General features: G+C 42.1%; 17 protein-coding genes. 11 read left to right on the top strand and 6 right to left on the bottom strand.

Annotated elements, in window-relative coordinates; genetic code table 11:
* Window positions 1-16: 16 nt before the first annotated feature.
* From NZ583_02280 to hisH, 4 genes are read left to right on the top strand one after another with little or no spacing between them, the layout of a single operon-like run.
* Window positions 17-754, top strand: coding sequence for an NAD-dependent deacylase (locus NZ583_02280; protein MCS7280444.1), 738 nt, complete (start codon window positions 17-19; stop codon window positions 752-754).
* On the top strand, window positions 751-1,815 hold the full coding sequence (locus NZ583_02275) for a mannose-1-phosphate guanylyltransferase (GenBank protein MCS7280443.1): 1,065 nt from the start codon (window positions 751-753) through the stop codon (window positions 1,813-1,815). Before NZ583_02280 ends, NZ583_02275 begins: the two co-directional genes overlap by 4 nt.
* A complete protein-coding gene (locus NZ583_02270; protein ID MCS7280442.1) occupies window positions 1,805-3,337 on the top strand; it encodes a YifB family Mg chelatase-like AAA ATPase in 1,533 nt (510 codons plus the stop codon). Before NZ583_02275 ends, NZ583_02270 begins: the two co-directional genes overlap by 11 nt.
* Before the next feature lie 5 nt (window positions 3,338-3,342).
* Window positions 3,343-4,917 (top strand): imidazole glycerol phosphate synthase subunit HisH, encoded by a 1,575-nt coding sequence (gene hisH / locus NZ583_02265; protein MCS7280441.1) that lies wholly within the window; start codon window positions 3,343-3,345, stop codon window positions 4,915-4,917.
* Here hisH and NZ583_02260 read toward each other — a convergent pair.
* Window positions 4,901-5,584, bottom strand: coding sequence for a hypothetical protein (locus NZ583_02260; protein ID MCS7280440.1), 684 nt, complete (start codon window positions 5,582-5,584; stop codon window positions 4,901-4,903). The two genes, hisH and NZ583_02260, sit on opposite strands and share 17 nt — an antisense overlap.
* A gap of 4 nt (window positions 5,585-5,588) precedes the next feature.
* A complete protein-coding gene (locus NZ583_02255; GenBank protein MCS7280439.1) occupies window positions 5,589-6,185 on the bottom strand; it encodes a hypothetical protein in 597 nt (198 codons plus the stop codon).
* Window positions 6,186-6,227: 42 nt separating this feature from the next.
* Here NZ583_02255 and NZ583_02250 point away from each other — a divergent pair, with 42 nt between their 5' ends.
* Window positions 6,228-6,938, top strand: coding sequence for an endonuclease V (locus tag NZ583_02250; protein ID MCS7280438.1), 711 nt, complete (start codon window positions 6,228-6,230; stop codon window positions 6,936-6,938).
* Here the strand turns inward: NZ583_02250 and NZ583_02245 are convergent.
* Window positions 6,865-7,308: a peptide chain release factor-like protein gene (locus NZ583_02245; GenBank protein MCS7280437.1), complete on the bottom strand. Its 444-nt coding sequence runs from the start codon at window positions 7,306-7,308 to the stop codon at window positions 6,865-6,867. The genes NZ583_02250 and NZ583_02245 overlap by 74 nt on opposite strands.
* A 16-nt stretch (window positions 7,309-7,324) precedes the next feature.
* Here NZ583_02245 and NZ583_02240 point away from each other — a divergent pair, with 16 nt between their 5' ends.
* Window positions 7,325-7,609, top strand: a complete 285-nt coding sequence (locus NZ583_02240; GenBank protein MCS7280436.1) for a hypothetical protein — start codon at window positions 7,325-7,327, stop codon at window positions 7,607-7,609.
* On the opposite strand, the gene NZ583_02235 is transcribed toward NZ583_02240, so the two are convergent.
* Window positions 7,599-8,507: a radical SAM protein gene (locus NZ583_02235; protein ID MCS7280435.1), complete on the bottom strand. Its 909-nt coding sequence runs from the start codon at window positions 8,505-8,507 to the stop codon at window positions 7,599-7,601. The genes NZ583_02240 and NZ583_02235 overlap by 11 nt on opposite strands.
* A gap of 80 nt (window positions 8,508-8,587) precedes the next feature.
* Here NZ583_02235 and NZ583_02230 point away from each other — a divergent pair, with 80 nt between their 5' ends.
* Genes NZ583_02230 through NZ583_02215 form a run of 4 tightly spaced genes read left to right on the top strand, consistent with a single transcriptional unit; the run spans window position 8,588 to window position 16,511 of the window.
* A complete protein-coding gene (locus tag NZ583_02230; protein ID MCS7280434.1) occupies window positions 8,588-9,037 on the top strand; it encodes an Hsp20/alpha crystallin family protein in 450 nt (149 codons plus the stop codon).
* 3 nt (window positions 9,038-9,040) lie between these two features.
* The gene (locus tag NZ583_02225; GenBank protein ID MCS7280433.1) at window positions 9,041-10,663 is read left to right on the top strand and encodes an ATP-dependent helicase; all 1,623 of its coding nucleotides are present in this window, start codon (window positions 9,041-9,043) and stop codon (window positions 10,661-10,663) included.
* Window positions 10,645-13,728, top strand: coding sequence for a UvrD-helicase domain-containing protein (locus NZ583_02220; protein MCS7280432.1), 3,084 nt, complete (start codon window positions 10,645-10,647; stop codon window positions 13,726-13,728). The genes NZ583_02225 and NZ583_02220 overlap by 19 nt, the downstream gene beginning before the upstream one ends.
* A complete protein-coding gene (locus tag NZ583_02215; GenBank protein ID MCS7280431.1) occupies window positions 13,725-16,511 on the top strand; it encodes a PD-(D/E)XK nuclease family protein in 2,787 nt (928 codons plus the stop codon). The genes NZ583_02220 and NZ583_02215 overlap by 4 nt, the downstream gene beginning before the upstream one ends.
* Here the strand turns inward: NZ583_02215 and NZ583_02210 are convergent.
* A complete protein-coding gene (locus NZ583_02210) occupies window positions 16,430-17,830 on the bottom strand; it encodes a cobalamin-dependent protein (protein MCS7280430.1) in 1,401 nt (466 codons plus the stop codon). The genes NZ583_02215 and NZ583_02210 overlap by 82 nt on opposite strands.
* An 18-nt stretch (window positions 17,831-17,848) precedes the next feature.
* Entirely contained in the window at window positions 17,849-18,517 is a 669-nt protein-coding gene (locus tag NZ583_02205; GenBank protein ID MCS7280429.1) for a rhomboid family intramembrane serine protease, read from the bottom strand.
* Window positions 18,518-18,588: 71 nt separating this feature from the next.
* On the opposite strand from NZ583_02205, the gene galT reads away from it, so the two are divergent.
* Entirely contained in the window at window positions 18,589-19,584 is a 996-nt protein-coding gene (gene galT, locus NZ583_02200; protein ID MCS7280428.1) for a galactose-1-phosphate uridylyltransferase, read from the top strand.
* Window positions 19,585-19,586 lie beyond the last annotated feature (2 nt).

Here is a 19,586-nt window from a genome sequence, read left to right as displayed (position 1 = left end):
ATCGGTTGGAGGAGAGATGGAGGACCTAAGGAGGGTAGCTGAGATTATAAAAGAGAGGGCAAATGTTGTCGCTTTCACGGGTGCCGGTATTTCTGTGGAAAGTGGTATTCCTACTTTTAGAGGAGCCCAAGGACTATGGGAAAGGTATGACCCGGATGAGTACGCACATATAAGTTCCTTTATGCGCCATCCTGAAAAGGTCTGGATGATGCTTAGGGAAATGGCGCAGGTTATATTCGATGCCAAACCTTCTCCAGCCCATGAGGCACTAAGTGAATTAGAAAGGATGGGTTACCTTCGGGCTATCATAACCCAGAATGTGGATGGTCTCCATCACCTTGCAGGAAACAAAAATGTGATCGAGTATCACGGCAATCACAGATGGCTTGTCTGTCCTTCATGCAAGTATAAAACTGAATTTACAAGGGACGTTTTGAGCATCTTTCCTTATCCAAGATGTGCAAGGTGCGAGAGAGCATTAAAACCGGATGTCGTTTTTTTTGGTGAAAGTATACCTTTCGATGCCATGATCAGGGCAAACGAAGAAGCCAGATCGTGCAGGGTTATGTTCGTTATCGGAACTTCCGGTGTTGTTTACCCTGCTGCTGAGATACCCTTCATTTCAAAATCTCATGGAGCTGTGATCGTAGAAATAAACATAGAAAGGACACCCTTTACAAGGTCAATCACTGATTTCTTTTTTGCCGGAAGTGCATCCTACTACCTTCCCGAGCTTATTAAATTTCTGAAATGACCGATACTGTCTGTGCCGTTATAATGGCTGGCGGTAAAGGCGAAAGGTTCTGGCCGCTTAGTACCCCAAGATCGCCAAAGCCATTCCTAAAGCTCATAGATGGAAATTCTCTGATAGAACTTACATACGAGAGGTTAAAAAAGGTCTTTCCTGAAGATAGGATATTCTTCGTCTTGGCTCAAGAACATCTTTCCACGCTTAAAGAATTATATCCGAATTTGAAATCAGATTTTATCATCGTGGAACCTGAGGGAAGAGACACAGCCGCATGTATCGCTTATTCGGTTTTCTTTCTAAATAAACTTTTCGGTGATCCCGTAGTAGCCTTCTTTCCAGCCGATCATTACATAGGGACTGAAGACCTTTTCAAAATAGCTCTTTTGCGGGCAGTAGAGATTGCAAAAGAGACCGATTTTCTTTTAACTTTCGGTATCCGTCCAACAAGACCAGAGATCGGCTACGGCTATATAAGGGTAGGAGAGGTTTTTTCACTCTCTGAGCCACCTGTTTACAGGGTACAAAGGTTTGTGGAAAAACCTTCCCTGGAAAAGGCCAAGGAGTATCTTGAGGCTGGTGACTTTTATTGGAATTCTGGAATCTTTGTTTGGAGAACATCAGCTATCCTTCGTGAGATTGAAAGGTGTCTCCCTCAATTATTTGAAGGTTTAAAAGAGGCTCTTTCTTACCAGGAGAATGGCGATTTTGCGAGGTTTTCGGCCTGTTATAAAAGATTACCTCGGATTTCCATAGATTACGGCGTTATGGAAAAGTCGACAGAAGTGCTCATGGTAAAGGGAGATTTTGTCTGGGACGACGTGGGGACCTGGGCTTCCCTTTTTAGGATTTTAAAAAAGGATGAGAACTCTCTCGTAAGGATCGGAAATGCCTTTGTATCGGACGTTAAAAACTCGATCATAATCAGCGATGATTTAAATCTAGGTGTTCTGGGAGTCGATGGTTTGATAGTCGTTGCAGCAAAGAACGGGGTTTTGGTTTGTACCCATGAATACGCTGGTTTTGTGAGGGAACTTGCTCGGTACTTTCTTTCCGATGATCTCTAAGGTTATAACTTCGGCTATACTCGGTATAGACGCCATAAGGGTCGAAGTTGAAACCGACATAAGCTATGGGCTTCCGTCTTTCAACATCGTCGGCTTACCTGAGGCATCCGTAAAGGAAAGCAAAGAGAGGGTGAGAGCGGCAATAAAAAATAGCGGGTTTGAGTTTCCCAACGACAGAATCACCGTAAATCTTGCTCCAGCGGACCTAAAGAAGGAAGGAGCCTCTTTCGATTTGCCCATAGCAATTGGAATTCTTTCGGCAGTAGGTGTAGTACCAAAGGAACGACCTCTTGAAGTCCTTATAGCTGGTGAACTATCTCTCGATGGCCGGATCAAGAGCGTAAGAGGGGTCCTTTCTATGGCCCTTCTTGCAAAGAATGATGGCATAAAGACTATAATCTGCCCTTCCGAAAATGCAAAGGAGGCAGCAATAGTTAAGGGGCTTAATGTTCTTTCAGGAGAAAATCTCTTGGACATAGTTCATTTTTTCAGGGGAGATAAAACTCTAAAGGAGCACAAAAGCGAGGATCCTTTTTCCGAAGCCAAATTAACAAATAATCTTGTCAACTTCTCGGACATAAAAGGCCATTCACAGGCAAAGAGGGCTTTGCAAATAGTAGCCGCTGGGGCCCATAACATTCTTATGATCGGTCCCCCTGGATCCGGAAAGACGATGCTTGCAAGAAGGATTCCCACAATATTGCCTCCGCTTACGTACGAAGAGGCTATCGAGACAACGAGAATCCACAGCGTTGCTGGAATCCTTCCCAGTGAAAAAGGTCTTGTCACGGAAAGACCCTTTAGGGCCCCCCACCACACCATATCGGACGCCGGGCTTATCGGTGGAGGCCACATACCTAAGCCTGGTGAGGTTTCGCTAGCCCATAATGGTGTTTTGTTTCTCGATGAACTTCCCGAATTCAAAAGAAACGTCCTTGAGGCTTTAAGACAACCAATCGAGGATGGCTTCGTTACAGTTTCCAGAGTGACCCACTCTGTGACCTACCCTGCAAGCTTTATTCTGGTTTGCGCAATGAATCCCTGTCCTTGCGGATACTTTGGTGATAGAAGGCATGTCTGTACCTGCACTCCTCGGATGATAATGAAATACCGATCAAGGATTTCTGGACCGCTTCTGGAAAGGATTGATATCCACATTGAGGTTCCTCCTGTGAGCGTCTCTGAGCTTTCCTCTTCCAAAGATGAGGAATCATCAGAGCTGATGAGGGAGAAGGTGATGGTAGCACGTAAAATTCAGGAGGAAAGGTACAAAGGGAAAAAATTTCTCTTCAATTCTAGGATTCCTGCAAGATACATCAAGAAATACTGTATACTTACTCAGAAGGCTCAAAACTTACTGGAAAATGCTTGCGAAAGGTTTGGGTTATCGCCCCGGGCTTACCACAGGATTCTTAAGGTCTCAAGAACGATCGCTGATATGGAAGAAAACGAAGTGATCGATGAGCACCACATACTGGAGGCCCTCCAGTATCGGGTGCTCGACAAACGTTTCTTACTATAGGTCTCATGATTACGATACTTGATTACGGAGCTGGTAATGTAAGAAGTGTAACTAACGCCATCCTAAAGCTTGGATTCCAGGTAAAGTTCGTTAAAACTCCCAAAGATATCCTCTCTGCAGAGACAATCGTTTTTCCAGGGGTTGGAGCCTTTGGTGAAATACTAGAAAGCCTAAGGAAGAAAGACTTGATAGAACCCCTTATCGAGTATCTCAAATCTGGAAGGCCGTATTTAGGAATATGTCTTGGTATGCAGCTTTTATTCGAAGAGAGCGAAGAAGCACCGGGAAAAAGGGGCATAGGTTTCTTCAAGGGGAAAGTAAGAAGGCTTAGAACTCATTTAAGTGTGCCCCATATTGGCTGGAACGGGATTAAGGCCCAGAAGCCATCTTTTATCTTTGATGGATTAAAAGGTGAGGAGAAGTTTTACTTTGTGCACTCATACGTTGTCGAACCGTTGGATGAAGAAATCGTGCTCACAAGGACAGATTACGGAGAGGAATTTGTAAGTTCTGTCCAGAAAGGTTTAATAGTGGGTACACAGTTCCATCCCGAAAAGAGCGGAAAGGCCGGACTGCGTATGTTATCTAACTTTCTTAACCGTAAAAGTCCCTTTATGCCATCTCTTTGTCCAGAAAAAACAACCCTTTCAAAAAGGATCGTTGTTTGCCTTGATGTGAGAAGTGACGATGACGGAAGGCTTGTTGTGACAAAGGGTGACAGGTACGACGTAAGGGACAAAGAGACAAAGAAGGTTAGAAATCTCGGAAATCCTGTGAAAATGGCACAAGAATATTTTGATGAGGGTGCCGACGAGATCGTCTTTCTAAATATAACTGGTTTTAGGAACTACCCTTTATTTGACCAGCCAATGTTGGATCTCCTTAAGGAGACCTCAAAAAACGTTTTTATACCACTAACCATAGGTGGCGGAATAAAGGGATATAAAGACGATCACGGAAATTATTACTCCGCCCTTGATGTGGCATCTGCCTATTTTAGGTCAGGGGCGGATAAAGTCTCTATAGGATCCGATGCTGTTGTTATCGCCCAGGATTTCCTTAAAAATGGTCCTTCCGGCAAAAGCTCTATTGAAGAAATATCTAAGGTCTATGGAAGCCAAGCTGTCGTTGTTTCAATAGATCCGAAAAGGGTTTACGTCACATCACCTAACGTCACGAAAAACGTGACTATAGAAACCGAGATTCCAGGACCTAACGGTGAAAGGTACTGTTATTTTATGTGCACCACAAAGGGAGGAAGAGAAGGCTCCAACATAGATGCAATAACCCTTGCAAAGATAGTTGAGCAGTTAGGATGCGGAGAGATTCTCCTAAATTCTATAGATAGAGACGGAACAAAAATGGGTTTTGACATCGAACTCATACAGGCAGTTTCGCAGTCAGTTTCAATTCCTGTGATTGCGTCAAGTGGTGCAGGCAAAAGCGAACATTTCCTTGAGGTCTTTTTGAAGACCAACTGTCAGGCCGCACTAGCAGCAGGGATCTTTCATAGGAGGGAGATCTCGATTAGAGCTCTAAAGGAGTTTCTAAATCAGTATCTTCCTATCCGAGTCGATTAGCCCTTTTCCCTCCACAAGCCTCAACGCATATTCCGCATATGTGCTGGCCTATGTTACGTTGGTTTTTAAGTTCTGTTATCTTTCTGTAACATCCCAAATGGTCAAAGTCCTTTGGGTCCTCCTTTATCGCTCCTGCCGGACAAACTTCCACACACGCTCTGCAATCTCCGCATGAGAATCCCATCCTTTGCCCAGAAGACAAAGGCATGTTTGTAAGAATTGTCGTGTATCTCACCTTTGAGCCGTATTTTTCGTTAACGAGTAAGTTATTCCTTCCTATCCATCCGAGACCTGCAAGGTCTCCAACTCGTTTATGGGATATATGCCCCAATTGCCTTTTCCAATCGACAATTTGAGATGCGGGAAAGGGTAAAGCTAAATAACCTTCTTTTTCTAATTTTCTCGCGATGGATGTGGCAAACCTATCGAGTCTAGCATTTATCTGTCTATAATGGTGGTAGTATAGAAGGTTAGGACCATCTTTTACTGTAGCCAAGACGGCATCTGAAAGTTTCAATCCTATAGATATGGCGTATGGTAGCTTTTTTTTAAGATCGGTTTCAATGCTTACTAGCTCCCCTTCGTAATTGGACATATCAGCAAATCCGTAAAGATCCAAATCGAGTTTGCTTAACCACTCCTTAAATCTTTTCTCGTCGAAAGGCACAGTTCTATCTTTTGCTCCTTAAATACTTCATTATGTCGTCGTAAGATGGAGGAACGACAAGGAAGATTTCGATCTCCTCTGGAAAGTCTATAACGGATCGTACATGCTCATCCATTATAAGGAGGGCCGATTCTTTCTCTTCAAGCGCGTCCATTATGGCCTTCTTTATCGAAGCAAACCTCTTTTCCGCAACCTCTTTGAAGAATCGGTAGAGCTTTTCATACACCTCCTTGTTTTTGACTATAAAGAGGCAGTTTCTCAGATCCACAAAGGCAGAAAACGTATCCCGATCTTCAATTGGTACTATCTTACCACCCTCGTCTATCCTTTTCTTCAAAAGATTGTAAAGGTTCTCATTTATCTCCTTTATCTCAGAGACGCTTTCGTCACTTTCATAGATGAGCCCCTCTATAAAGATCTTGTTTATCCTGCCAGCCACCTCCAACTTTCGTAAATGTTCGTCGATCTCAGTCCAGTACCTATCGAGCATGGTTTTGAATTCTTCATCTTTCCGGCTGATGAATATGTGATTTACACAGTAGAGCTTCTTCTTTTCCGTAAACTTATCTAAAGAGGGTCTTTCAAGCTTTGTAAGTTCCATGCTTTTTACCTCCGGAAAGGTAAACTATTATATAATAACCGAATGAAGATTTTCTCGGGAAAGTTTGAAAAGCTAAGAAAGATACAACTTTTTTTCGGGAAAAAAGCGAACCCCTCTTTCAATCTCATGTCAATAAATTTCGTCTGCGGGCTCGATGCTTCCTATTCGGACAAGTATATTTACGCTGTCGCTTCCGTATTTCGGTTCAAAGATCTAGTGCCCGTTGAGAGCAGTCTTTATAAAACTTCGATAGACTTTCCATACATTCCCGGTTTTTTAAGTTTCCGGGAGGGGAAGGCCCTCCTAAAAGCAATATCGAAGCTCAAGCTAAAACCAGATGTTTTAATTGTTGATGGTCATGGACTCGCCCATCCCAGATCCGCGGGTATAGCGACCTACGTTGGGGTTATTACAGGGATTCCATCTTTAGGTTGCGCAAAGTCTATCCTCATAGGCGAATTTAGACCTCCCGAGAAAGTCCGTGGCTTTTTTACTCCCATTTACTTTAAGGAGAGAATAATCGGTCTTGCACTCGTTACAAAAAACGATACGAAGCCTCTTTTTGTCTCACCGGGTTATAAGATCGACATCCATTCGTCTATGGATATTGTTCTTAAGTGTTCAAGGGGGTATAGGACGCCGGAACCTTTGAGGCTAGCCCATATGCTTTCTAAAAAGTTCAGGGACCTTGATAAGAATTTGGATTCGGGTTCTCGGCTCCCATCTCTTCTACAATCGTCTCCATCTTTTTGAGTTTCTTTTCTTTTGCCCTTTTTGCTCTTTTTCTCTTGTTTTTCCTTATCCTTTCAATCTTCCTCCACTTTTCAGAATCCTTTCCTCTGAGGAGTTCTTCTATCTTCTCGACGAGAATCTTTCGTGCCAGATACCTGTTTAAAGCCTGAGATCTCTCCTTCTGACACTTCACTTCAATACCAGTCGGAATATGTTTAAGATAGACGCATGTCGAAACCTTATTTACATTTTGTCCCCCGGGCTTTCCAGATTTGATGAACCTCTCTTCCAGGTCCGATTCAAAAATACCCAATTTTTCCATCCTTTCTTTAAGCGCTTTCTTTTTTCTCGAGCCTACGAAAGACACCCTTGCAAACTCCCCTGGAGTCATTATACCATTTTTCCGGATGCGTAAAAGGGTCGGTTTTTTTGTAGTCTTTTTGATTGCTTTACTTATCTTTTTTGGTTGTGAGAGGGCAAAAGATTTAGTAAACCGTCAGAAACCAGAAGAAAAAATAACTCAAACGAGTTACGAGAAACAGATTGAGGAGTTAAAAAAGAGTTTGAAGGCCGACATAAAGATAAAAGTAAAAAGGGACGGAAAGGGAAACTACAGCTGGGAGATCCAGGGAAGGGATGTAAACGAAGTCCTAAAAGTCAACGAGATCTTAAAAAGGAGACTCAGTGATTAGAAGCCCTTTTTAGTCCTATGGACCGTGCGTACTCCAACGCAAAATAGTACTCCTTTGCAGTTATTCTCCTTGCGATTTCAGGAAAGTTTTCTGCCTTGTGGCAAGGTCTATATTGGGCCATTATGTTGACAAACGCGTTCTCAGAGATTTCCTCCTTTATAAAATCGAGGACCTTCTTTGTGTCATCCCCACAGGATGGCATAACGAGATGTCTTATTATGAGGCCCCTTTTTGCGATTCCACTCTCATCTAGTTCAAGATCGCCCACCTGGCGTTGCATCTCCTTTAGCACCCGCATCACAATTTCGGGATAGTCCTTAGCGTTAAGGTACTTTTCCGCCAAAGCGGGTGTTAAAAATTTGATGTCAGGCATGTAGATGTCAAATATGCCATCAAGAAGCTTTATAACCTTTTCTGACTCGTATCCCCCGCAGTTATACACGAGCGGAAGTGAAAGCCCCTCTTCGATAGCCATCGATAAAGCATTTACTATGTGGGGTATATAATGGGTCGGGGTTACGAAATTTATGTTATGGCACCCACTTAACTGTAATCTTAGCATCATCTTTGCCATGTCTGTCACGCTGACCTTCTCACCGTATCCGTAAATGCTTATATCGTAGTTTTGGCAAAATACGCATTTGAGGTTGCAAAAAGTGAGAAATATAGTACCGGATCCGTATCTTCCAACAAGCGGCCTTTCCTCACCAAAATGGGCGAAGTACGAAGAGATATAGAGATCGAAAGGTGCTTTACAGTAACCGAGCTCACCGCTTTTTCTTTTTGCACCGCATTCTCTGGCACAGAGTCTACAAGGATTCATAAGCCCATAGAGACTCTTTATTCTTTCGTCAAGTTCTCCGCTCTTTTTCAGTTCAATGTAAGACGGATAGCCCATAACAACTTGAAAAAAAATAGCGATCCATTAAAATTATAAGAAACATCTCGAAAAAGCAAATAAAAAGGAGGAAGGAATAAATGCCCCTTACACCTTGGAGATCGATTTGGGAGTCGGATCTCCTCTCTATAAAGGAAGAGATGGATCGGATCTTCGATGAGTTTTTCGGAAGACCTATCTTTCCAGTTATAGAGGAAACTCCCTGGGTCTTTCCAATAGACGTGTTTGAAACGCCAAGCGATATAGTTGTATACGCGGATCTTCCCGCGGTAGATCCAAGGGACGTTTCTATCACAGTCTCTGAGGATAAACTCACAATAAGAGGTGAAAGGAAAAAGGTGGAAGATGTAGACATCGAAAGCTTTTTCCGAAAGGAGAGATTCTACGGGTTTTTTCAAAGGATAATACCTTTGCCCACGGAAGTTGAGGCAAAAAGAGCAAAGGCTTCTTACAAGGACGGAGTACTAAAGATAGTGATACCTAAGCTCCAGAAAGATCTACCAAAAGAGATCAAGATAGAAATAGAGTAAAACGTGGAAGATCTTAATGAGAGTCAAAGGAAGGTTTGTGAAGACTCTTCAAACAACCTTCTTGTCTGTGCTGGTCCCGGTACGGGAAAAACATACGCGTTAACAAAAAGGATCGAGTATCTTCTAAATTCCAAGGTGGAACCTTCCTCCATAGTTGCCATCACCTTTACCAACAAAGCTGCAACCGAAATCTATAAAAGGCTTCAAAGGGTCCTTAGAGGTGAAATTTCATCCCTTTTTGTTGGCACTATCCATAGACTGGCTCTTAAGTTTCTTGAGGCCTACACAAAGAAAGAGATAAGAGTAATAGACAGGGAAACGCAGATTCAGATTTTAAAAACGATAGTTGGCGATGAAAAAACTGCAAAATTGGAGGCCAAAAGGATCGAGAAAGCGAAAAATCGCATGGTCTTTAACCCAGAAGATAGCGTATTTGAAATCTATGAAAGGACGCTTAGGGCTCATGACCTTTATGATTTCGAAGATCTCATCCTTAAGGCAGCAGAAATCGTAAAAGACTTGTCTTGGGAACCGAGAATAGAACACGTACTCGTTGATGAGTTTCAGGACCTAAATCGGGCCCAGTATGAGTTCATATCGAACATCGTAAAACTTCACAAAAGCGTTCTGTGCGCGTTCGGCGATGTAGATCAATCCATATATGGATTTAGGGGGTCTGATCCTTCCATACTTTTAGATTTCCAAAAAGACTATCCAGATTGTCAGGTTCTAAAACTGAATGAGAACCATAGATCAACGAAAAACATAATCGAAGCATCTACGGCCTTCATAAGGAACAACAAAATGAGAATGGATAATCCTCTAGTCGCAAAAAGGGAGCAAGGTCCTAAGATAAAGGTCGCATGCGTGCCTAATCCTTATGCGGCAGGTGATTTTATAGTGGGGGAGATACAAAGGAGAATTGGCGGGTTGGATCAGATCGATGCTCAAAATGTAAGACCTTTAAAGGACCGATTGAGTCTTTCCTTTTCCGACTTTGCTGTCCTTTATAGAACCAATGAGGAAGCGTCTTTTTTAAAAAGAGCCTTCGAGAGCTCAAAGATCCCTTACCAAATAATAGGTGGGAGGCTTGAAGGTTCTGAGAACGGTTTGCGCGAGCTCATAAAGCTTATTACTGAGGCTCTAAAAAATGATTCAAGCCTCCAAGATCTTACCGTCCGTGACTTTTTCCAGCTTCTACCAATCCTGCGTCAGAAAAACTGTGGGCTTACTTTTCTCATTGAAGAACTTTTTTCTTCTTTCAGTCTAAAAGAGGTCCCTTCCTTCCTTATGACACTTACTCGCGAGGACGATTATATTCCTCACTTTGACGCTGTAACCCTAACATCGCTTCACAGGGCAAAGGGACTTGAATTTTCCTGCGTATTTATAGTGGGTCTCGACGAAGGTCGTATCCCGCTAAGACAGACCGACGGGTTCGACATTGAGGAGGAAAGGCGTTTGCTCTACGTCGGCATGACAAGGGCAAAGGATGAGCTTTTCTTAATCCACAGCGAAGATAGGTCTCCCTCTCCCTTCCTTTCAGAAATTCCCGATTCTTTCGTTGAGAGGCTTAGGGTTAAAAAGCCAAAAAAGCCGAAGATGGAATGTCTCTTCAGCTTTTAAGGATGAAGGCTCAAAAGGACTCAGAGATTAAATTTCCCCACATTCTCATAGTTAGGGCTTCCGCTGGTTCCGGTAAGACTCATGCCTTAACAGAAAGGTACGTTCAGTTTTTGCTTTCCGATATCGTCCCTAAAAGCGATTTTAAAAACATGCTCGCCATTACTTTTTCCAACAACGCAGCAAACGAGATGCGAAAGAGGGTTCTAGGGACCCTGAAGGCTTTTTATTTTGGCGAGAAAAGTAGAATGGAAAGTTTAAAAAATCTCCTTTCCATAAGCAATGAGGAGTTAAAAAAAAGATCAGGACTTCTCATAGATTACATCCTTGCCAACTATTCCGATTTGCAAATAAGAACAATAGACAGTTTCATGGCTAAGATATTTAAGGCTGAGGCTTTTAACTTCGATTATCCCCCAGAGATTCAGTTCGTTTTTTCCAACTCCGAAGATTTAGCTTACGCTTTGGATGTATATCTGGAAAATCTCATCCTTTCAAAGGAAGGGCAAAACTTCCTAGATAAACTTGTATCGATTATAGAGTCCACGAAAGTATCATATCTTTGGGATCCGCAAAAAGACATAAAGGAGAAAATTGAAACCATCTACAGCTCCTTCTGCACGACTCCGAGTGCACCTCTTATCCTAGAAAAACTCGACCATCTTTTTGAGTGTGAGAAGAGTCTTGCCGATTTAGCATTGAAGATAGTTAGGCTAGCCAAGGAATCGGGTCTTACCTTCAAAAAAAGATCCGCAATCGACACAAAATTTCCAGAGATCGTTTCGTCTTCCGACTTTACATCCTTCTTTTCCTTCGCAAAAAAGGAACTCCCTATCTGCGTACCGAAGGAAACTGATGCAAAACTAAAGAACGCTTACAGAACTTTGCAAAATCTTTGGAATGAATTTCAAAAGCTTCTTTCAGAGTATGCTTATCTTTACTCTATCTCATTTTATCAGCCGTACATGTCCGTTTTCGATGGACTAAGGGACTTTTTGGAGAAAAAGAGGAAAAAAGAGGGTAGGTTATTTATAGGAGACATAGGGAGAAAGATTGCTGAAAATCTTAGCTCTGAGATTGTTCCTGATGTGTATTTTAAGCTTGGCGAAACAATTTACCACTTCTTCATAGACGAGTTTCAGGATACATCGCCCATACAGTGGTTTAACTTAAAACCTCTTATTGAGGAGTCACTCTCTCTGGGAGGAAGTCTTTTTGTCGTTGGCGACACAAAACAGGCAATATACGGGTTTAGGGGAGCGAACCTAAAAATCATGAGGGGCCTTGAGTTGGGCGATGAGTTTCCGTCATGCAAAGATAGTAAAAAGGTTGAGAGATTGGACGTTAACTGGAGATCGAAAAAAGCAATCCTCGATTTTGTCGAGAATTTGTTCCTCCGAAATGGAATTCTTAAATCCCGTTATCAAGGAGCTCTCGCTCTTACTCGACTCGATGAGGTTCAACAAAAGGTTGTGAGAGAGGGAGCTGGGTACGTCGAAATAGAGAAGATTTTAAGCGGGGACGAAAAAGTTTTGGCTCAGTACTTCTCATCCCGAATAAATGACATTTTGGAGCGGGGCTATGCCCTATCCGATGTGGCCATATTGGCCGAGAGAAATAGCTACGTTACACATATTGCATCTATCATTAACGGAATGGGCCTTCCTGTTATCTCTCACAGTAGTATAGACATAAGATTCAGAAAGATAATTCACGAAATCCTTACTCTTTTATCGTTCCTCTTTTCCCCTACGGACGACTTTTCATTCGCGTCCTTTCTTTTGAGTGAGACATATTCAACTTTTTTAGCTAAAAACAACCTTTTTTTTGATCCTTCTGAGATCTTTTTGGAAAAGAAAAAAAGGCTAGACAACGAACCACTGTATAAGATTTTTGAAAGAAAATATCCTGACTTTTGGGCAAACCATTTTCAAGACCTTTTAAGCTCAGCTTCCTATTTGCCCCTTTATGACCTTACTACAAGGATCTACAAGCACTTCGATCTCTTCAATCTGTTCCCCTTTGAAGAGGCCGCTTTTTTAAAGTTCCTCGAGGTAGCTCGCGCCTTCGAAACTGAAAGGTGGGGATGCATAGGCGATTTCGTTGACTTTTTTCTTTTTTCAGAGTCTGAAAAAGGACTTTTTGATATTTCTCTGCCACAAAATGCGGATGCTATAACACTTATGACCATTCATAAGGCGAAAGGACTTGGTTTTCCAGTTGTATTCGTTTACCTCGAAGAGTTTAGCTACCTAGGTCGGATGGACTATGTTATAAGAGACGAAAGAGGGTACTTCGCGCCTCTAAAAATAAAAAAGGATTTGGCCGATTCGAGCGAAAGACTTCAAAATCTAAGAATGGAAAAGGAAGAGTCTGCTTATGCAGAGCTATTAAATCTCCTTTACGTGGCCTTTACAAGGGCTCAAGATGAATTATACGTCGTATGTTGTTCAAAAAAAGACGCAGCGTTTCCTTTTGACTTCTTGACCGAGGAGTTCGGAAAAAGGTACGGAATCAAAGAACGAAACACGGCTGCACTACGTAAAAAACAGAATGAGATCACTTTCACATATGAAGAGTGTTTACCGGTTTACGAAGGGATTAGGTCTTCCTTTTTTGGAATCGGTGAGAAAAAGAGGGGTGAATTGATCCACAAGCTTTTTGCCTCTATAGAGTACGCGGAAGAGATAACTTTGGAGGATCTTAGGTGGAAGGCCTATCTTTTTGCCTATGAACTCGGTTACTCTACTGACATGGAAGAAATTACAAGGCTCGTTACTACATCCATAAAGACTGATCCTATCCGTTCATTTTTTACAAAAAAACTTGGAAGGCTTGTGAAAAATGAGTTTGAGGTGGCGGATCATTTAGGAAATGTCTATAGAATAGACAGGATCGTTATCGATCCTGAAAGCGTTACCATCCTTGAATATAAAACCGGCGAACCTATCCCAGAACACAGAACCCAAGTCGAGAAATATAAAAGACTTATATCCTCGGTCTTCAAAGGAAGATCCGTCCGGGCTTTTATATTCTACGTTGATGAAATGAGGGTCGTTTCGGTGTGATACCCGATGGATTTGAGTTCATAGATAGAGAGAAGATTGTAATCGTCGATAGCTCAGTCAATCTTCAGGAGGTAGTCATAGAATACCTCAAAAGTGACGGGTCTGACTTTTCTACGAACGCCGTCGTCTACCCCGGAAGGAGACCCGCAAGCTATCTTCGTCAGAAAATAGCGAAAAAGACCAAGAAGGTTTTTATACCCCCTGTTATTTATTCTATGGACGATTTTGTGCTCGACCTCCACCGTCGACTTTTCCGGTCAAAACCGATCGATTCTTTGGATGCGATCTATATAATCTACAAGATATGCCAAGAACGACTTTGGCTTTCGGAAACTTTCGCAGATTTTAGCATTTTTTTAAGTTTGGGTCAGAGGATCCTAAGTTTACTCGAAGAGCTTTACATAGAAGGTGTAACTCTGGAAAGATTGCGAGAAATTGAGTACTCCATACATGTGCCTTCTTACTCCTCGAACAATTTCCGCTTTTTATCCACCATTTACTCTGAGTTTTATAAAAGAATTGAGGATTCCGGATTTTGCACAAGATCGAAAAGATATGTGGAACTTTCAGAAAGGGACGATCTACTAACGAAAATAGATTTCGAAAGAATCATATTTGTCGGTTTTTATGCCCTTACAAACTCAGAAAGAAAAATACTCTCAAAGCTTTCTGCCAAGGATGGTTTTTTCTTCATAATTCAAAAGGAAGGTGAGATAACGTCTAGTAACCGGAGGATCTTTCTCTATTCAGCTCCTGATGTTCACGGAGAGGTGAAGATTTTGCAGGAGATATTAAGGAAGACAGAAAAGATCGATGATGTCTTAGTGGTGCTTCCAAGGTCGGAAACGCTAATCCCTCTCATAAGACACGGGATTTCTCACCTCAAGCCCGAAGATTATAACATTTCGCTTGGATATCCACTTTCGCGAACACCGCTTTTTGGTTTTTTTATGAGCCTTTTCGATGTAGTTCGAAACTTAAAAGATTCTAAGGTCCACATTCCCACTTACTTACGGTTTTTACATCACCCATACGCTAAAAATTTACATTCTTTAGGAGGATCAGAAAAGACTGCTACGATTCTTAAACAAATCGAAAACGTACTTGAGAATGTGCTTCCCTACAGCTTTTCCGACTTCGAATACCTTGAAGAAAAACTACCCGGAAGGATAGCTAACTTTTCCTGTCTGTCTACTAAGGATGAGACCATCGTGAGAGATTACATAAAAGGTATACACGCAAATCTTTTCCTTCCGTTTCTTGATATAAAGAGTGTCAAAGACTTTTTTCGCAAGTGTTCCGAGGTAATCTATTACCTTTCAGAGAATAGCACCGCTTCTTATGATCCATTCTTTTACCGTTACGCGCAAGGCTTTATGAACGAGTTTGAGAGGGCAAAGAATTCCCTCTTTGGAGAATTGGTGTTCGAAAGTCGGGACTCTTATTTTAATTTTTTCGTTAGGCTCATATCTTCCTCCTTTTTTCCCTTCGAAGGTGACCTGACAAGGGGTCTCCAAATCTTGGGTTTCCTTGAAACGAGGAATTTGAAATTCAAAAGGGTTGTTTTCCTCGATCTTAACGAAGGAGTATTCCCTGATCTTACGGAAGATTACTTCATTCCTTATAAGATTAGGAAGATTCTTGGGCTTCCTACCGAAAAAGACAGGGAGGGGTTGCTCTACTACTATTTTAATACCCTTTTGTGCGGTGCAGAGGAGGTCCATCTCCTATTCGTTGAAAATACTGAGATTATAAGGTCGAGGTTCGCAGAAAGGATAGTGTGGGAGATGGAGAAGAAAATTGGTAAACCTCTGGACGACCACACTTTTATAAGATACGTAAACTACAAGGTCAGCTTATCAAACGTTCTTCCCCGACCAAAAGAAAAAAATCAAAGTGTCTTTAAACTTCTAGAATTGGTCAGGCTTTCCCCAACGGCAATCGATGACTATTTGGAATGTGGGATCAGGTTTTATTACAAGTATGTCCTTGGATTAAAAGCTGAGGAAGAAATTCGTGAAGGAATTGGAAGATCTGACATTGGAACAATAGTGCATCTCGCCCTAAAGACCTTTTTCGAAAGGAAATTGAATGAAAGAATCTTGCCCCATTCTTTCTCTAATGAAGAAATGAGCGAAATTCTCGATGAGATTTTCAAAAGAAGATATGGAAGCTACCTCGATGGTAGGGCCTTCCTCGTAAAAAGGCAAATTGAAAAGAGATTGCACCACGTTTTGGACTATATGAGAAAGCATGCTTCGTCCGATACGATAAGGGTACTTTCGGCCGAGACTTTTATAGAGGAGGAACTTTACGGTGCAAAATTCGCGTTCCGTATAGATCTTGTTCAGGAGAGGAATTCGAAAATTGAAATTATCGATTTTAAAACATCGGGTGAATCGAGCGTGTATCTATTAAAAAGCAACGTGCTAAAGAGCTTATTGGAGCGAAAAGATCCATTAAAGCCTGTAAAGCTTCAGATACCTCTCTATGTACTTCTTTATGCGAAAAAATTTGACCTTGATCCAACAACGATAAGGGGTTTTTACTTCTTTTTGGGTCAAAAATTCTTAAACGATAAGTGTATTCTTGATCCTTTCTCAGAGATGGGTATAAGAGAAGGACTAGAATCTGTAAAAGAATTAACAAAATCCGCGATTAGCGAAATAAAGGATCCGTCCTTCCCGTTCAGCCCTCCTGCTCAAGTCTCAAAAGTCTGTGTGAGTTGTTCTTTTAAACATTTGTGTGGTACCCTTTGGGTCAAATCTTGGGAGAGCCGCTGAATATTTTGTCTTAAGTAAGATTTGAGATATTGAAGGTCATCTTCGGTAAAACCTGACCAGGCAAAGGGCATAAGCGTGTTATTGTGGAATAGCGGTTCTTCGTCGATTGGAAAGCGTGCAATCCTTTTGTTCTTTTCGAACATCTCTGTTTTTGGACACGGTGCGTATTCGGCTATGTGGGGGGTACATCCTAGATCTAAGACAAAATCTATAGATTCTTTTACTTCTTCCCATCTTTGGTTGGGCAACCCTGCCAAAAGATAAATGTGGATATCTTTCCCTTTGAATCCAGCTGCCATAAGATGTGATACGGCTTTCCTCAATCCTTGTGTATCTACTTTTCCGCCTGTATTAATCTGGGTAAAAGGATTCAACGACTCAAGTCCAAGCCTTACTTCCATAAAACCTGCTTCCGAGAGAAGGCTTGCAACCTCATCGTCGATGAAAACCGCATTTAGCGCATTCGGATTGTAAATCTCCACTTTCTCTTTAAAAGTAGCTATTCCGCGAAGGATTGGGACTGCGTGATTGTCCTTGTCGGCAAGGAAACAGTCATCGTACAGAACAAACCTTCTAACCCCAAAAGAAACCCAGTATGAAATCTCCTCTAACACTTTTTTCGGTTTCATCCTTTTCATCTTTGGATATAAATAGTTTGTTGCACAATAGGTACATCTGAATACACATCCGAGCGAAGTTAGAAGGGGAACAAAGTCGACCGATTCGTAGAGATCAAAAGCAGGCAGTGGGAGGGAATTCAAGTCCTCCAAATGGGGTTTAAAAGAGAATTTGATGTTAAGTCTCTCTTCGAGGTAAGTATAGATTGTGTTAATCTTTTCTTTCGAAACTATAAGATCTGCTCCATTTAGCGTTCTTTGGGCGTGTTCCCAACAGAGGCTCGGATAAATTCCTCCGACTACTATTGGTATCGAGGGATAAATCTCTTTTAGGATGTGGACAACTTCTTTTGTCCCTAAATACCAATAAGTCATGCTCGAACTCACGAAAATCATATCTGGATTCGGTATTTCTTTTAGAGCCGCTACGAGTCTCTTCGGAGAAATGCCATATCTTCTAAGCGGCCGTTTTATCTCCTTTAGGGCATCAGGTTTTTTGACCTTCTCTTTCACGTAAGGACTGCGGCCATCTTCTTTCTTTTTTCTTTTGTCTTCCTCCATACAATCTATGAGTAAAACCTCAATTTTATTTTTTCTCAAAATCCCACCGATATAGAGGAGTCCGAGTGGCTTGGACCAATAATTGTACGCTGCAAAATCGTAAATGTAAGGATTAACGAGAAGGACAAAAGGTTGTTTCACGTGAAACAATTTTCCGATCTAGCGCCACAATCTTTTTACGCGTCTTTTGGCAAACAGCCTTCCCATAAAAATCCCAAATATGAATCCACCTATGTGCGCGTACCACGCCACCCCTTCCATCCCAGAATGGAGAAACTGCATTAGAAACCAGAATGTAAGAAAAATAAGGGCTGGAAGTTCCACAATCTTAACAAATATAAATATGAAGACTAGTGTTATAACCCTCGCGTAAGGATAAAGCACAAGATATGCCCCCAAAACACCAGAAACAGCCCCCGAAGCACCAATCATCGGTACATTAGACAAAGGATCGTAAAGGTATTGAACGATCGCCGCAAATACTCCAGAAAGCAGATAAAAGAAAGCAAACCTCCCATGACCAAAGGAATCCTCTATGTTATTCCCAAATATCCACAGATAGAGCATATTGCCGACTACGTGGAAGACCCCGCCGTGCAAAAACATCGACGTAAAAAGCGTAACCAGATTATAAGGCAGAATTTCGATTCTTGAGGAGAGAGCGAGTGTTAGCTCCCTTGGAATGAGACCCAGATAAAGGAATAATTGTTCCTCCTCTCTAGGTGAAAGAAAAGATTGCCAGATAAAGACCGAGATGTTTACAAAGATTATACCAACTGTTATAATGGGGAAGGTCCGGGTAGGTATGTTATCTTTTATAGGGATCATAGATTTCAGTTTAAACTTAACACTCGCACACGCCCCCTGTCAAAATAAAGAAGACGCCAGAGGTTAACACAATGCCAGAATTGCGGAAGGACCCGGTAAGCGACAGATGGGTAATAATCTCTGAGGAAAGAGGTAAAAGGCCAATATTCGTCCTCGATGAGACTCCTTATACGAGGCCCACTGTCTGCCCCCTTTGTCCTGGAAATGAATCGATGACCCCCCCTGAAGTCTTTGCCATAAGGCGAGACGGCTCCCCTAGAGACAGACCCGGCTGGACTTTGAGAGTCGTACCTAATAAATTTCCAGCACTAAGGATCGAAGGAGACCTCCAAAAGGAAGGTGTGGGTATTTACGACAGGATGAACGGGATTGGCGCGCACGAGGTAATAATTGAGACTCCAGATCACGATGAGCATCTTTTCGATATGGAAATTCCAAAATTGGCCGACATCTTCATAGCTTTTAGGGAAAGATGCGAGGATCTAGTAAAAGACATAAGATTCAGATACATCATGGTTTTCAAAAACTACGGTCAGAGGGCTGGGGCATCTATAGACCATTCCCATTCCCAACTCATCGCTTTACCAATTGTTCCCAAAATCGTCTCCGAAGAAATGGCGGGTGCACTGACCCACTTCCGACTGAAGGAAAGGTGCATCTTCTGTGACATAATCGCCCAAGAGAAAGATGAAAAGACAAGGGTCGTTTTTGAGAACGACCGCTTTCTCGCCATTTCACCTTACGCCTCCAGGTTCCCCTTCGAGATCTGGATACTCCCAAAAAACCACGAATCCCATTTTGAAAAGCATGCTCAATCGAATAGTTACCTTTCCCTGGCCGAGATCTTCTCGGTTATTCTAAAAAAATACGATAAGGGATTAAAGAGGCCTCCTTACAACTTTATAATCCATACTTCCCCACTTAACACTTCATACCTTCCCCATTACCATTGGCACATCGAAATAATCCCAAGGCTTACCAGGCTTGCGGGTTTTGAGTGGGGAACCGGATTTTACATAAACCCTACACCCCCGGAGGAAGCCACTTCTTTCCTGAGGGAGGTTTAAAG

The sequence above is a fragment of the Thermodesulfobacteriota bacterium genome, assembly GCA_025062045.1.
Classification (GTDB): domain Bacteria; phylum Desulfobacterota; class Syntrophorhabdia; order Syntrophorhabdales; family JANXAF01; genus JANXAF01.
The sequence above is the reverse complement of the archived record's forward strand: the minus strand, read 5'-3'. Positions and strand labels throughout refer to the sequence as shown.